16 protein-coding genes are annotated in these 14699 nt (G+C 60.6%); 9 read left to right on the top strand and 7 right to left on the bottom strand.

The window, feature by feature from the left end; translation table 11 throughout:
- Both KVG87_RS03855 and KVG87_RS03850 read right to left on the bottom strand, forming a co-directional pair.
- Positions 1-351 (bottom strand): hypothetical protein (locus KVG87_RS03855; protein ID WP_217849354.1); only part of this gene is annotated, 351 nt, incomplete at its 3' end.
- Between the two features lie 124 nt (positions 352-475).
- Positions 476-1045, bottom strand: a complete 570-nt coding sequence (locus KVG87_RS03850) for a chorismate mutase (protein WP_217849352.1) — start codon at positions 1043-1045, stop codon at positions 476-478.
- Between the two features lie 199 nt (positions 1046-1244).
- Between KVG87_RS03850 and KVG87_RS03845 the strand changes: the two genes are divergently transcribed.
- From KVG87_RS03845 to KVG87_RS03835, 3 genes are all read left to right on the top strand, one after another.
- Positions 1245-2603 carry an MATE family efflux transporter gene (locus KVG87_RS03845; RefSeq protein ID WP_071171782.1) on the top strand — a complete coding sequence of 453 codons (1359 nt, stop codon included), beginning with the start codon at positions 1245-1247 and terminating at the stop codon, positions 2601-2603.
- Positions 2604-2677: 74 nt separating this feature from the next.
- Positions 2678-3235, top strand: a complete 558-nt coding sequence (locus KVG87_RS03840; protein WP_217849350.1) for a YceI family protein — start codon at positions 2678-2680, stop codon at positions 3233-3235.
- An 87-nt stretch (positions 3236-3322) separates the two neighbouring features.
- A complete protein-coding gene (locus KVG87_RS03835) occupies positions 3323-4009 on the top strand; it encodes a GNAT family N-acetyltransferase (protein ID WP_217849348.1) in 687 nt (228 codons plus the stop codon).
- Positions 4010-4066: 57 nt separating this feature from the next.
- On the opposite strand, the gene KVG87_RS03830 is transcribed toward KVG87_RS03835, so the two are convergent.
- Together KVG87_RS03830 and KVG87_RS03825 are read right to left on the bottom strand one after the other, a co-directional pair.
- Positions 4067-5191: a DmpA family aminopeptidase gene (locus tag KVG87_RS03830; RefSeq protein WP_206421912.1), complete on the bottom strand. Its 1125-nt coding sequence runs from the start codon at positions 5189-5191 to the stop codon at positions 4067-4069.
- Positions 5192-5264: 73 nt separating this feature from the next.
- On the bottom strand, positions 5265-6368 hold the full coding sequence (locus KVG87_RS03825; protein ID WP_217849346.1) for a polyamine ABC transporter substrate-binding protein: 1104 nt from the start codon (positions 6366-6368) through the stop codon (positions 5265-5267).
- A 111-nt stretch (positions 6369-6479) separates the two neighbouring features.
- Between KVG87_RS03825 and KVG87_RS03820 the strand changes: the two genes are divergently transcribed.
- Positions 6480-7259, top strand: coding sequence for a helix-turn-helix transcriptional regulator (locus KVG87_RS03820; RefSeq protein ID WP_217849344.1), 780 nt, complete (start codon positions 6480-6482; stop codon positions 7257-7259).
- A gap of 122 nt (positions 7260-7381) precedes the next feature.
- On the opposite strand, the gene KVG87_RS03815 is transcribed toward KVG87_RS03820, so the two are convergent.
- Complete coding sequence (locus KVG87_RS03815) at positions 7382-8323, bottom strand: class I SAM-dependent methyltransferase (protein WP_217849342.1); 942 nt, start codon at positions 8321-8323, stop codon at positions 7382-7384.
- Between the two features lie 197 nt (positions 8324-8520).
- Here KVG87_RS03815 and KVG87_RS03810 point away from each other — a divergent pair, with 197 nt between their 5' ends.
- The 4 genes from KVG87_RS03810 (at position 8521) to KVG87_RS03795 (ending at position 11051) form a co-directional block, all read left to right on the top strand.
- A complete protein-coding gene (locus KVG87_RS03810) occupies positions 8521-8934 on the top strand; it encodes a response regulator (RefSeq protein ID WP_016775233.1) in 414 nt (137 codons plus the stop codon).
- A gap of 56 nt (positions 8935-8990) precedes the next feature.
- On the top strand, positions 8991-9659 hold the full coding sequence (locus tag KVG87_RS03805) for an HAD-IA family hydrolase (protein ID WP_217849340.1): 669 nt from the start codon (positions 8991-8993) through the stop codon (positions 9657-9659).
- 162 nt (positions 9660-9821) lie between these two features.
- Complete coding sequence (locus KVG87_RS03800) at positions 9822-10619, top strand: SDR family NAD(P)-dependent oxidoreductase (protein ID WP_217849338.1); 798 nt, start codon at positions 9822-9824, stop codon at positions 10617-10619.
- Between the two features lie 21 nt (positions 10620-10640).
- Complete coding sequence (locus tag KVG87_RS03795) at positions 10641-11051, top strand: SRPBCC family protein (protein WP_217849336.1); 411 nt, start codon at positions 10641-10643, stop codon at positions 11049-11051.
- 131 nt (positions 11052-11182) lie between these two features.
- Here KVG87_RS03795 and KVG87_RS03790 read toward each other — a convergent pair whose 3' ends face one another.
- Both KVG87_RS03790 and KVG87_RS03785 read right to left on the bottom strand, forming a co-directional pair.
- Positions 11183-12577, bottom strand: a complete 1395-nt coding sequence (locus KVG87_RS03790) for a sensor histidine kinase (RefSeq protein ID WP_217849334.1) — start codon at positions 12575-12577, stop codon at positions 11183-11185.
- Positions 12555-13238, bottom strand: coding sequence for a response regulator transcription factor (locus KVG87_RS03785; protein ID WP_217849331.1), 684 nt, complete (start codon positions 13236-13238; stop codon positions 12555-12557). The genes KVG87_RS03790 and KVG87_RS03785 overlap by 23 nt, the downstream gene beginning before the upstream one ends.
- A 308-nt stretch (positions 13239-13546) precedes the next feature.
- Here KVG87_RS03785 and KVG87_RS03780 point away from each other — a divergent pair, with 308 nt between their 5' ends.
- Positions 13547-14476: a hypothetical protein gene (locus tag KVG87_RS03780; protein ID WP_217849329.1), complete on the top strand. Its 930-nt coding sequence runs from the start codon at positions 13547-13549 to the stop codon at positions 14474-14476.
- Positions 14477-14699: the final 223 nt, after the last annotated feature.

Genomic DNA, 14699 nt, shown 5'->3' with positions numbered 1-14699 from the left:
GCGTTCGATCAGACGATCGGAACCACCTTCAGCAACGCGGCGTTCGATCAAGCGATCAGAGCCACCTTCAGCAACGCGGCGTTCGATCAGACGATCGGAACCACCTTCAGCAACACGGCGTTCGATCAAGCGATCAGAGCCACCTTCAGCAACGCGGCGTTCGATCAGACGATCGGAACCACCTTCGGCAACACGGCGTTCGATCAGACGATCCGAACCGCCTTCAGCCAGACGGCTTTCGATCAGCTTGTCCGAGCCGCCTTCAGCGACCAGGGTGTGAGCAGGCGTTACTGCAAAAGCGTTAACTGCAAAAACCGAGAAAGCGATGCCGAGAAGGGTTTGGCGTTTCATGATCGTGTGCTCCAGGAAGTTGTTTGTTTGTCTGGAGCCGATGTTACGCCGCGCAGTTTTTATGAGAACTTCATTGAGGTGATGGTGAACATCGACGCCGATGATGTTTGCCAGGAGCGGTGATTCAGAGCGCTTTCGCCCGGATGCACAACTCGCCGCTGGCACGAATCAGCGCCAGGTCATGCAGCGAATCGGCGGCCAGACCGTTGCGGACATCGGCCAGCCATGCTGGGCAATTCGGATCCTGGCGATAGGGCGCGAAGGCGGCGTACTGCTGCAACAAGCGCTTTTGCAGTTCATCCAGGCGCGGGCGGATCTGTTCGCCCAGATCCGGACGCGGTGTGTCCGGTGCAGCACCTGCCGCTTGCCATTGCGCGAGCAGACCGTATTGCACCAGTTTGTTCGCTTCCATCTGTGCGGCGATCAGTTGCGCGACGTCGTCCGGATCGAGTTTGTGTTCGGTGGCCAGAGTTCGGGCATTGGCGATGACCTGCGCCTCACGCGGGCTGTCCTGAATAGGCTTGCCGCTGTCCCATTTGGTCAACGCAACCAGATCACCGATGCTCAGGCGTTCATTCAAAGTGGCCAGTAGCGGTTTCAATGAAACAGGCGCCGCTGCGGGTGCGGCTGCCTGCGCGTAGGCGGCCGACAGAGCGAGGAGGGAGCCAAGCAGAAAATTTGCAACGTTACGCATGAACCGAGCCTCAATAGTACGTGTCGACAGAGTCGCTGATTTACCACAGCCGCAACACTGACACAAAGCGATGCACGGCATTTACACAAATGCAAAACAGACAATCAACACTGTCTGGAAATGTTGATTGCACGCTGCACGCAACTCACCGAAGCTATCGTCAATCAGGCCTGCCGCCGTCGAGATGGACCTCCATTCAATGCAAAGCGCCACCTTCGCCAAGCCGCTCTGGCAAACCTATCTGCTGTTTCTCGCACCGATGGTGCTGTCGAACTTCCTGCAATCGATGTCCGGGACGGTCAACAGCATCTACATCGGCCAAATGCTCGGCACTCAAGCGTTGGCGGCAGTGTCCGGCATGTTTCCCGTCGTGTTCTTTTTCATCGCCCTGGTCATCGGCCTTGGAGCTGGCGCAGGCGTGTTGATCGGTCAGGCGTGGGGCGCGCGCGAAACGCACATGGTCAAGGCGATTGCCGGAGCGACGTTGCTGCTGGGTGTGTTGATCGGTCTGGTCGCGGCGGTGCTGGGCACGGTGTTTGCGCGACAGGCACTGACGGGGTTGGGCACGCCGGCGGATGTGCTCGACGACGCAGTGGACTATGCCCACGTCATGTTGTGGATTCTGCCATCGCTACTGGTATTCGTGCTGTTCACCCAATTGCTGCGTGGTGTCAGCGATACGCTGTCGCCACTGCTCGCGCTGATCGTCTCCACCGCCGTGGGGCTGGCGCTGACGCCGGCATTGATTCGCGGCTGGCTGGGCTTGCCACCGTTGGGCATTCAGAGCGCGGCGTATGCCGGGCTGGCGGGGAATCTCTCAGCAATGGCGTGGCTGGCATGGCGGTTGATCCGCAAGGGCCATCCGCTGGCGCCGGATCGAGAGTTCTTTGCCGCGCTGCGACTGGATCGGGTCATTCTCGGCAAGGTCCTGCGCATCGGCCTGCCCACTGGCGTGCAGATGATCGTGCTGTCGTTGTCGGAGCTGGTGATCCTGGCACTGGTCAACCAGCACGGCTCGCAAGCGACAGCGGCCTATGGCGCAGTCACCCAGATCGTCAACTACGTGCAGTTTCCGGCGCTGTCGATTGCGATCACCGCATCGATTCTGGGTGCCCAGGCAATCGGCGCCGGGCATCTGCAACGCATGGGTCCGATCCTGCGCACCGGGCTGTTGATCAATGTGTGCCTGACCGGTGGCCTGATTGTGCTGGGTTATCTGCTATCGCACTGGTTGCTGGGCCTGTTCCTCACCGAAGATTCGACCCGGGCGATGGCCGAGCATCTGCTGCACATCATGCTCTGGAGCCTGTTGGTGTTCGGCTTCCAGGCCATCATCGGCGGGATCATGCGCGCCAGCGGCACCGTCCTGGTGCCGGTGGTCATTTCGATTGTCTGCGTGGTCGGCGTGCAGTTGCCGGCGGCGTACTGGCTCGACGGGCAGTTCGGTTTGCAGGGTGTGTGGATGGCGTTTCCGGTTGCCTATTTGGGGATGCTGATTTTGCAGACCCTGTATTACAAATTGGTGTGGAAGCATCAGAAGATAGAGCGGTTGATATAGGCGCTGGCATAACAACGGGTTGTTGGCTTAAGTTAACCAAGGCCCTCGACGACGCACGCCGCCAGGAGAATGTCATGACGTTGCGATTGCTGCTGGTTGCCGCGTTTACATCGTGCGTCATGGTCGGTGCGCAGGCGGCTGAATATAACCGGGTCAACACCAGCGCCAGCCAGATCAGCTTCACCTATCAGCAGATGGGCTCGCGAATGTACGGCACCTTCGGCAAGTTCGAGGCGACGCTGGACTTCGATACCGACGACCTCGGCAAAGCCCAGACCACGCTGCATATCGATCTCGCCAGCATCGATGCCGGCAGTGAAGACGCCAATACCGAACTGGTGAAACCGGCGTGGTTCGACACCGGGAAATTCCCGCTCGCGGTGTTCAAGTCCAGCCGTTTTACTCAAGTTGACGAGCGTCGTTACCAAGTCGCCGGTCAGCTCACGCTCAAGGGCATCACTCGCGAGGTCGAGGTGCCGGTGGAGCTGAAACCGGACAACGCCATTGGCATTTTCGACGGCGAGCTGGTGCTCAACCGTGAGGAGTTCGGCCTCGGCGCAGGGGAGTGGGCTGACAGCGTGGTGTCGAGGGACATCAACATCAAATTCAGGGTGGTGGCGCCACAACAGTGACGGTTCAATAGATTCGGCACGGTATGATGTCGCGGTTCGTCGACGGCTCTGATCATCGGCAACGTTTTTTATCGCCGGAGTTTGCCCATGCCACGCATCACCCACTACACCTCCCCATGCCCGGAAAGCGTCAACAGCCAGATCCTGCAAATGGTCGTCGATTACCTGACCGACATCAGTGCGGTCGGCCTCGGCCCGAGCAATCTGCTGTACAACGTTTATCAGTACGCGGTGGGTTATGAGGTGCACCTGTACCTTGAGGCGTTGAACGGCCAGAAGGGCACCGAGGTGAAATTGCTGGTGGCCACCGACGATGAGGATCCAGAGCAGGTCATAGGCTTTCTGCTGTACCTGCCGGTGCAGGGCGATTGGGAGGCGTGCAGCGTCGCGTACATGGCGGTGCGTGAAGGTCATCGGCGTCAGGGTGTGGCGCGGGCGATGCTCGCGGACATGGTCGGGCGCTACCCGCATGCGGAACTGGCCTGCAGCATTGGCAAGGTACCGTATTTCGAGGCACTGGGTTTTGAAGTGATCGGCCAGCGCGAAACGCAGGTGCTGATGAGCACGCGGCATTACCGCAGCAACGGCCTGCGCGGGTTCATCGACACCACGCCGATCTATCGCTCGCTGGAAGTGCAGCAGATTCACACCTATCTGCTGCAGAAGAACGGCAAGCGCGCGATGCTCGATGCGGAAAAACAACGCGATCGCCATCTGGACCAGACCAGCCGCCACGTAGAAGAATTCGTCCGTCAGCGCCTGACTCTGCATTGACCGGGAGCGTGCAGCGGACGACTCAAGTACCGCCAGTCGTCCTTGCACAATGCCGGTTCATGCCGGACGCGACCCCGGCCAACCGGATTTTTTCAGCGCCGCCAGAAGCGTCTGCCCATCCAGGCCCGGCACCGAATGACCGTTGCCCTCGCTGCTGTTGCTGGCGAGCAGGGCATTGATGATCGCTTCTTCCACGGCTTCGGTCGCGGCCAGAAACAGCTCGCTGATGTGGTCGTTGTTGACCATGCGCAAACCGTCGCAGGTGGCTGCGCGTTTAGCCTCGTAAGCGGCAGGCGGGACATGATCATTGCCGGTGGCGAAAGCAATGAAGATGTCGCCGCTGTGGTCTTCGTTACCGCCGCCGGTACGCGCCAGGCCCAGGCTGGCACGCTGTGCCAGGCGCGTGCATTGATGGGGCAGCAGCGGCGCATCAGTCGCCAGGCAAACGACGATCGAGCCCATGCCCGGGTGCGGCAGCGCTGCCCGCAGGAACGGTGAATCCTTCTGTTCCATATAGCGCCCGACCGGGTAACCATCGACGCGTAATTCACTGCGAATGCCGTGGTTGGCCTGCACGATCGCGCCAACGGTCCAGCCTCCCTGGGCAGCACTCAAACGGCGCGATGCGGTGCCGATGCCACCTTTGAATTCGTGGCAGATCATGCCGCTGCCACCACCCACCGCACCTTCGACTACCGGCCCATCCACGGCGCCGTTCAGTGCCTCGGCGACATGCTCGGGTTTGACGTGAAAGCCGTTGATGTCATTGAGCAGTCCATCGAAGGTTTCCAGCACCACCGGCATATTCCAGTAAAGCCGCCCGTCATCCGGCTGTTGCTCACGGTCCAGCACAATCAGCGCATCCCGCACCACACCGAGGCTGTGGGTGTTGGTAAAGGCAATCGGACTGGTCAGCAGACCGGCCTCGCGAATCCATTCCAGGCCGGTCGCATCACCGTTGCCATTGAGTACATGCACGCCGGCAAAGCACGGTTGCTGGCTGGTCGAGCCGGGGCGCGGCTCGATCAGCGTGACGCCGGTGCAGATGTCACGGCCGCTGCTGCTGCGACCACGTACATTGCTGTGACCGACGCGCACCCCCGGCACATCGGTAATGGCGTTGAGCGGGCCGGGTTGCATCTGGCCAATCAGGATATCGAGATCACGGGCACGCGGATTCATAAGATTCAGTCTCTTCATTGAAAAGGTCGGGCGGCTTACCGCTCGGATGAGGCAGGCAGATTTCTTGCGCGGGTTACTGGCCGTTCTTGACCTTGCTCCACACCCGCGTACGCACGCGTTCGGCGGCTTTGGGCAAGGGTTCGAGGGTGTAGAGGGTGGCCATGGCGGCAGGGGACGGGTAGACCGCCGGGTTGTCGCGAGTGGCTGCTGCCACCAGCGTTGTCGCGGCGCGATTGCCATTCGGGTACGACAAGTGATCACTGACCGGCGCGATCACCTCCGGCCGCAGCAGGTAATCGATAAACGCCAGGCCCTGGGCGCGATTGGGCGCGTCCTTGAGCAGTACCAGAGTGTCGAACCACACCGGCGCGCCTTCCTTTGGCAGGCTGTAGGCGATCTTTACGCCGTTATTGGCCTGCTCGGCGTTGGTCTTGGCTTCGAGCATCGCCCCGGACCAGCCAACCGCCACGCAGATATTGCCGTTGGACAGATCGCTGATGAACTTCGAAGAGTTGAAGTAGGCGATGTGCGGGCGCAGCTTGAGCAGCAATGCTTCGGCTTTTTTGTAGTCCTCGGGATCGGTGCTGTTGGGCGGCAAGCCCAGGTAATGCAGGGCGACCGGCAGCATTTCCGACGGCGAATCGAGCATCGCCACGCCGCACTCGGCCAGTTTGGCCAGATTGGCTTCGTTGAACAGCAACTCCCAGGAGTCCACCGGCGCTTTGTCACCCAACACGGCGCGGACTTTGTCGACGTTGTAGCCGATGCCGTTGGTGCCCCACAGGTAAGGCACGGCGTACTGATTGCCCGGATCGTTGACCGCGAGTTTCTTCAACAGCTCGGGGTCGAGATTCTGCCAGCCTGGCAGTTGATCGCGAGGCAAAGGGGCGAGGGCGCCGGCCTTGATCAGGGTCGGCAGGCTGAAGTTGCTCGCCACTACAACGTCGTAGCCGCTGCGGCTGGTCATTAGTTTGCCTTCGAGCACTTCGGCGCTGTCGAAGGTGTCGTACACCGGCCGGATGCCGCTGTCGCGCTGGAAATCATGCAGCGTGTTCGGCCCGATGTAGTCGTACCAGTTGTAGACATGCACGCTCGATACGTCTGCCGCCATGGCGACCGAGGAGAGACAAAAACAGGCCAGCAGGCCCGGGTTGATAGATCCACGGTGACGACGCATGATGCGGCACTCCTGGCCTGTCGCAGGCCGGTGATGAACTGGAGTGGTCAGGCTAGCGGGCCGGTCACACCAGCCCCATTCCCATCATGGGTTACTCGAAAGGGGTAGTGCGTGGACGCGTTGTTGCAGGAATTGCCGGTGCATCAGAGTCTGGCGCGGGTATTTACCCAGCTCGGGCAGGACGGTTTCTGGCGCGCGCTGGTCGACACCCTGCGCCTGCTGGTGCCGCTGGACAATGCCCTCGTCGCCCTGATGCAGCCCGGCCAGCCGCCGCGTTTGCTGATCGACTTCGACAGCAAGGGCTATGTCGACGATCAGCAAGAGCTGGCCGGTTATACCGCCGGCATGTACCTGCTCGATCCGTTTTATCAAGCCGCCGTCAGCGGGATCAGCGACGGCCTGCACAGCCTGGCGTCCGTTGCGCCGGATCAGTTTCTGCACAGCGAGTATTACCAGAGCTACTTTCGTGCCGTGGTGGGCGAGGATGAATTGCAGTTTCTGATCAACGTCGAAGGCGCGGTACTCGGCTTGTCCCTGGGCCGCTCGACCGCGTTTGGCATGGCCGAGCAGGGCCGGCTGTTGTGCGTTCGTGACTGGGTATTGGCGGCGATGCATCGCCACATGCAGTTGCTGCCACCGCAAGGACCGGTGGCTGAAGCGGTGGTGGGTGATCTGGCGACGTTGCTGGACCGTTTCGATGCCCGGCTGACAGCACGCGAGATCGACACGGCGCGCCTGATCCTGCAGGGCTTTTCCAGCAAGGCGATGGCCCAGCAGATGGGGATTTCGCCGGAGACCGTGAAAGTGCATCGACGCAATCTCTATCACAAGCTCAACGTCACCGGGCATGGTGAGTTGTTTGCACTGGTGCTGCGGCCGACGGTTTTTTGATCAACACAGAACTTGTGTGGGAGCGAGCCTGCTCGCGAAAGCGGTGTATCAGTCAACAAAATTGTTATCTGACACTGCGCTTTCGCGAGCAGGCTCGCTCCCACAGGTGAATTTATGCTGTGTCAGTGGGTGCGGCGGAAGACCAGGGCTTTCAGGCCGCTCTCTGAGTCGATATCGGGAAACTCCGGCGGATTGTCCAGCCGATGATCGAAGCGCAGGCTCGGCGCTTCCTGGGTCACGCCATCAATGAGAAAGTCGGAACCGAACGACGGGTCGTTCATGCACGCCAGCACCGTGCCTTGCGCGGTGAGCAGTTCCGGCAAGCGGCGCAATACGCGTTGATAGTCCTTAGTCAGCAAAAAGCTGCCTTTCTGAAACGACGGCGGGTCGATGATCACCAGATCGTACGGGCCGCTGTTGATCACCTTGCCCCAGGATTTGAACAGGTCGTGGCCGAGAAAGCTGACCTTGCTCAGGTCGTGGCCGTTCAGGCGGTGATTGTCACGCCCTCGGCTCAGGGCCGCACGGGACATGTCGAGATTCACCACATGGCTGGCGCCACCCTCGATTGCCGCTACGGAAAAACCGCAGGTGTAGGCGAACAGGTTCAACACCCGCTTGCCCGCCGCCTGTTCGCGCACCCAGTTGCGGCCGTAACGCATGTCGAGAAACAGTCCGGCGTTCTGCTTGCGTCCCAAGTCGACGCGGTACTGCAAGCCGCCCTCGACGATGGTCATTTCTTCGATTTCCTCACCGATCAGCCATTCGGCCGTGCTCTGCGGCAGATAACGATGCTGGATCAGCAAAGTGTGCGCGCCGGACTGCTGCCATTCGGCCGAGGCGGCGAGTTGCAGCAGTAAATCCCGCAGATCCTGCAGTTGCTCAGGCGCCGGTTCTTTGAACAGCGACACCAGCACCACGCCCTGCAACCAGTCCACGGTCAACTGCTCCAACCCCGGCCAGCAGCGCCCGCGCCCGTGAAACAAACGACGGGTTTCGCTGGGTGCCGCCGCCAGTGCGGGCAGCAAATGAGCGTGGAGGGTAGCGAGGGCTTGAGGGTTCATGGATCAGGATCGGCCAGGCAAAGGGCCGGCATTTTAACCACAATTGAGGGTTTTCGATGGGCGCCGCGCTTCGAAAAACAACACCTTGGCGAAATCTGCTGTATCAAAAGTGAATTTCTACAAGGCGCGCTGCTCATACCTGATAAGCAGCGGATTCAAACCGCTTATCAAAAATGTAATTCGGGGGAGTGCTGTTCATGTGCCCTACACCTACGTCGAGCGCGCACCTTCCTGGCGGGTTGATTCTGGTTGTCGAGGACGATCCGTTGATTCTGGAGTTCCTTTGCGAAATTCTCCAGGAGGAAGGGTTCAAGGTCGAACCGCAAACCAGCGCCGACGCTGCGTCGCTGTATCTGGAAAAGCACGCGGCGGACGTCGCGTTGTTGCTGACCGACATCACCATGCCCGGCACGCTTAACGGCGCGGACCTGGCCAATCTGTTCGGCGATCGCTGGCCGGAAAAACCGGTGATGGTCATGTCCGGCTATGAAACGCCTGAGACCTCCGGGGTCAAGCATTCGGTAGCGTTTATCAAAAAGCCGTGGGCGATCGGCCAGTTGCTCGACTGTGTGGAAAGTGCGTTCAAATCCAAGGCCCCGCAGTTGCACTGACAAGTGCTACATTGCCGGGCCAGGCTGCCCGGCCAACTGTCAGAGGATTTGTTCTTTTGTCTGCACAAGCATCGGTTTTTGATCGCGCATTCGGCGCGTTCCTGTTTGACATGGACGGCACCGTCCTCAATTCCATCGCCGCCGCCGAGCGCATCTGGTCAGCGTGGGCGGTGCGCCATGGTGTTGATGTCGAGACATTCCTGCCGACCATCCATGGCGCGCGGGCGATCGACACCATCACTCGGCTGAATCTGCCGGGGCTGGATGCTGAGGAACAGGCGGCGTTCATCACCGCAGCGGAAATCAATGACGTTGAAGGCATTGTCGAGATCCCTGCGGCGGCAGCCTTTCTCAACGCGCTGCCGAAAAATCGTTGGGCGATGGTGACGTCAGCGCCTCGCGATCTGGCCCTGCGGCGGATGGCGGCGGCGGGGATTCCCGAGCCGGCGGTGATGATCACGGCGGAAGATGTAAAGGCTGGCAAACCTGATCCTGCGGGTTATCTCTTGGCTGCAAATAAGCTGGGAGTCGAGCCGGCTGACTGTCTGATTTTTGAAGACGCCACGGTTGGCATTCAGGCTGCGGAAGCGGCGGGCGCGGCGTTGATGATCATCACCACCACGCACCAGCATCCGATCGAAACGGCGCATGCGACGTTGGCCAGTTACGATGCAATCGGCGTCGGGGTCGATGGCGATGGCTTGCTTCATCTGCTGCAAAACTGAACCGGTGCGAAAAGCGTCATCCCCGTCACCGGTCGGCAGCTCAACCATGCCGGCAATATCGCAACTACGCTGATCCATGCTTCTGAAATCGCCGGCGAGTTAGAGCCCGTAACAGGCATCGACCGTCCGGCGAGATCCCTTGCCCACCGATGAGGTAAACGCATGAAGATCGATCTGAGTGGAAAACTGGCCATTGTCAGCGGCAGTACCGGCGGCATCGGTCTGGGCATCAGCCAGTCGCTGGCCGAAGCCGGGGCGACGGTTGTGGTCATCGGTCGCGACACGGCCAAGGTCGAGCAGGCACTGGCGAGCATTCGCCAAGCCGTGCCAAGCGCGCAGTTGCGTGGTCTGACCGCCGATCTGGGCACGGCCGAGGGCGCGGAAAAGCTGTTCGCCGCCGAACCGCGCGCGGACATTCTGGTGAACAACCTCGGCATCTTCAACGACGTCGATTTCTTCGAGACTCCCGACAGTGAGTGGACGCGCTTCTACGAGGTCAACGTGATTTCCGGCGTGCGCCTGGCGCGGCATTATGTGCCGGCGATGGTTGAGCAGGGCTGGGGCCGGGTGATCTTTCTGTCATCGGAATCCGGCGTGGCGACGCCGGCGGACATGCTCAATTACGGCGTGACCAAAAGCGCCAACCTGGCGGTGTCCCACGGCCTGGCCAAACGTCTGGCTGGTACCGGTGTCACGGTCAATGCAATCCTGCCGGGGCCGACTTTCACCGATGGCCTGCAGGACATGCTCAAGGACGCGGCCGCCGAGTCCGGGCGCGAGCTGCGCGACGAAGCCGACGCCTTTGTGCGCAAGGCCCGTCCGACCTCGATCATTCAGCGCGTGGCGGATGTTTCGGAAGTGGCGCATCTGGTCACTTACATTGCTTCACCGCTGTCCTCGGCCACCACGGGCGCAGCCTTGCGCGTAGATGGCGGTGTGGTCGACAGCCTGACTATCTGAATTTTGCAAAAGAGAGGTTTTATGCCAACTGCATCCGCAACCATCGACATCCCGGCCTCGGCCGATCAGGTCTGGCAATTGATCGGCGGCTTCAACACGCTGCCGGACTGGCTGCCATTGATTACCAACAGTGAACTGAGCGAAGGCGGGCGCGTACGCACCCTGAAAACGGGCGATGGCGGCGTGGTGGTCGAACGTCTGCAGACTTTCGACAACGCTGCCCGAACGTACAGCTATTCGATCGAACAGGCACCGTTTCCGGCCAGCGATTACCTGGCGACGATCAAGGTTGAAGCCCAAGGGCATGGCGCGCGGGTGACGTGGTCGGGGCGCTTCAATGCGCTCGGCGTGAGCGATGAAGAAGTGGTGGCGCTGTTCAACGGCATCTACCAAGGCGGGCTCGAAGCCTTGCGGGCGAATTACCCGACCTGAGACGCCGATCGTTCCCACGCTCTGCGTGGGAATGCAGCCCGGGACGCTCTGCGTCCCATTTCGAAAGCCGGAACGCGGAGCGTCCCTTGAGGCATTCCCACGCGGAGCGTGGGAACGATCGGCGCGAGACGTCAGGCCTGACTAATCAAACTCTGCCGACAATCCAGCACCAGTTTCGCCCCACCCAAATCACTGCCGCCCACCTCAAGACTGAAGCCGTGCAGGCTGACTATCGCCGCAACGATCGACAACCCCAGACCAAAACCACTCTGCGGCTGGCCACCCTCGGTGCGGTAAAACCGCTGGAACACCGCCTCACGTTCCGCCTCGGGAATCCCCGGGCCTGAATCGTGCACCTCGATCCGCGTCTGCCCACCGGCATTGACCCCACGCAACATCACCGTGCCGCCGGGCGGGGTGAATTTGATCGAGTTGCTCAACAGGTTCGCCAGCGCTTCGAACAGCAACGCGCGGTCGCCATTGAGCGGCGGCAGCGTCTCCGGCATGTTCAACTGGAAACGCAGATCGCCTTCCTCGGCCAGCGGCAGATAGAACTCGTGCAACTCCTCCAGCAAACGCACCGGATCAAGTTCGACGAAACCTGAACGGCGCTGGCGATCCTCCAGCTCGGAAATCCGCAACAAACCGCGAAAGCGCGCCATCAGCGTATCCGCTTCAGCCAGTACCAAGTCCAGTTGCGCCGCTTCTTGCGAACCTTCGCCGGCCTGTTGCTGCATGCGATACAACTGCGCGCGCAGGCGGGTCAGCGGCGTGCGCAAATCGTGGGCGATGTTGTCGCAGACACCTTTGACCTCGTTCATCAAGCGCTCGATGCGCTCGAGCATGGCGTTGACGATGGCGGCGAGCATGTCCAGTTCGTCGCGGCGATTGGACAACGGCAAGCGGTGCGTCAGGTCGCCGGCAACGATGGCCTGCGCGCTGTTCTGGATCGCGCGGATGCGCTGCAGCGGTCGACGCCGCAGCAGATGCCAACCGGCGACCCCGGGAATAATCGTCAACGACACGCCCCAGAACAGCGCGTGCAAAATGATCCGCGTCACCGCAAACAGCGAACCGTTGTCACGCAGCAGCACCAGCCAGCGACCGTCGCGAGTCTGGGTGGCCACAGCATCGCAGCTGTCGCTCGGCAGGGTCGGGTCATCGGAATCGGCGCACTCGGCGAGCATATGGATCTTGCCGTCGAGCGGTAGTCCTTCGGGAATTTGCTGAAGTGCGCCGCCCAGGTAAACGCCGTCCGCGCTGAACAGACCATAGGCGTCAATACCACGGATATCGAAGGTCATGCTGGCCGCGAGCGCGTCTTCGAGTTGCTCGCCGCGAAAATGCGAGAACAGGTGCTGACGTTGCATCAACGAGTGTTTGGCGAGCTTGTCGAGGTAGCCGGACACCTCGTAATACATGACCCCCATGAGGATCGCGCTCCAGGCCACGAACAGCGAGCTGTACAGCGCCAGCAAGCGGCTGCTGGAGGAGCGCCAGCCGTCAGACGGGTTCGGCAATGACATAGCCCGAGCCCCGTACCGTGCGGATCAGCGGAACGTTGCCGGCTGCGTCGATCTTCTTGCGCAGCCGGCCGATATGCACGTCGATGAGGTTGGTGCCCGGGTCGAAGTGATAACCCCAGACCTCTTCGAAAATCATCATCCGCGAGAGAATCTGGCCGCTGTTGCGCATGAGAAACTCGAGCAGTTTGTATTCGGTGGGCAACAGCGTCAGCACCTGCTCGGCGCGGCGGGCTTCATGGCTGATCAGGTCGAGTTCGAGGTCAGCGACGTTCAATGTCGTGGCCTGGGTGGCGACGCTGTTCTGTCGGCGCAGCAACACTTCCACCCGCGCGGCCATTTCATCGGTGGCGAACGGTTTGGTCAGGTAGTCATCGCCACCGGCGCGCAAACCGCGCACGCGCTCATCGACATCGGAGAGGGCGCTGATCATCAGAATCGGCGTCGCCACGCCCATGGTGCGCAGGGTGGTGACGATGGCCAGACCATCCAGTTCGGGCAGCATGCGGTCGAGGGTGATCAGGTCGTAGTTGCCGCTCACGGCGCGGTCGAGGCCTTCGCGGCCATTGTCGACCCAGTCGACGTCCAGCCCGTGGCTGCTCAGTTCGGCAACGATTTCCCGCGCGGTCACGGCGTCGTCTTCGATGGTCAAGATACGAGTCATAGGCAGGCCTGCTGATCGGTTCAAACGGAATGGCAGCATTTTGCCAAGAATTTACCGTGACGCTTTAAATTAACTTTCATCTTCGTCGCGACGGTGAATCGGAACTGATCGGATTTGCCAGTCAGTCATCAATGCAGAAAACCCGCAGGCGCTGACCGTTTATTGCAAATTGCACGGATCAGCGAAGTTCAAACTTTCTAACCTATTGAAAATAAAGAGTTTATTTAGTTTCTGTAACTGGCACGGTCGCTGCAATTCCTCACCTGACGAGTTGTAACACCATTTTTCATGCCTGGAGCAGTACAACAATGAATAGATCCCCTGATGGCTATTATCCTGCCGTGGAAGAGTCGAGCAGCGTCTCAGGCGTGTCCTGGGGCGCGATCTTCGCCGGTGCTGCGGCGGCCGCTGCGCTGTCGATGATTCTCGTGCTGCTCGGTTTCGGTCTGGGCTTTTCGGCGGTTTCACCGTGGGCCGGAGAGGGCGTCAGCGCCAAGGGCCTGGGCATTTCGACGATTGTCTGGCTGGCTGTGACGCAGATCATTGCTTCCGGTATGGGCGGCTACATTGCCGGTCGTCTGCGGGTGAAATGGGCGAACATGCACGGTGACGAAGTCTACTTCCGCGACACCGCCCACGGCTTCCTCGCCTGGTGCGTCGCCACATTGGTCACCGCTGTCCTGGTGGTCGGTTCGGTCAGCAGCGTGATCAGCGGCGGTGTGCAGGCTGGCGCTAACGTTGTTGGCGGTGCTGCCGGTGCGATGAGCCAGGCCGCCGGCTCTGCCGCAGCCAATACTGACAGCGATCAATACGGCTACTTCGTCGACAGCCTGTTCCGCGATGATCGTCCTGCTGCCGTCAGCGATGACGCTGCACGCGGCACTGTGACCCGCATCTTCGCCCAAAGCCTGGCCAACGGTCAGCTCAGCGCCGAAGACCGCACCTACCTCGCACAACTGGTATCGCAACGTACCAACCTGAGCCAGGCCGATGCTGAACGTCGTGTCGACGAAATCTACGCCAACACCCAGAAAGCCATCGCTGACGCCAAACTGAAAGCTCAGCAAGCGGCCGATACCGCCGCGAAAGTCGCTGCCTACACCTCGCTGTGGATGTTCGTCGCGCTGCTGGCCGGTGCGTTCTTCGCAAGCCTTGCAGCCACCTTCGGCGGTCGTCGTCGCGATGCAGTCGAGTACGTTGAAGTCGACACCTACACCACTACCACTCCGGTCCGTTAAAAAGGAGAGTCACCATGCGCTCATTACTGCTGTTCTTCCTCGGCGTACCGATCCCGATCATCATCCTGATCGCCCTGTTCGTACACTGATCCCTCTGAGGCAGGATGCCTCTGCCGCTTTCATCTTCGGGTGAAAGCGGCTTTTTGCTTTCTGCGGGGCCAGTTCGTCTTCTCCAACTAACCGTTTCCATCCCGCCATTTTCACTGGCCTGGATCAATATTTC

Source organism: Pseudomonas siliginis, from assembly GCF_019145195.1.
Classification (GTDB): Bacteria; Pseudomonadota; Gammaproteobacteria; order Pseudomonadales; family Pseudomonadaceae; genus Aquipseudomonas; species Aquipseudomonas siliginis.
The sequence above is the reverse complement of the archived record's forward strand: the minus strand, read 5'-3'. Positions and strand labels throughout refer to the sequence as shown.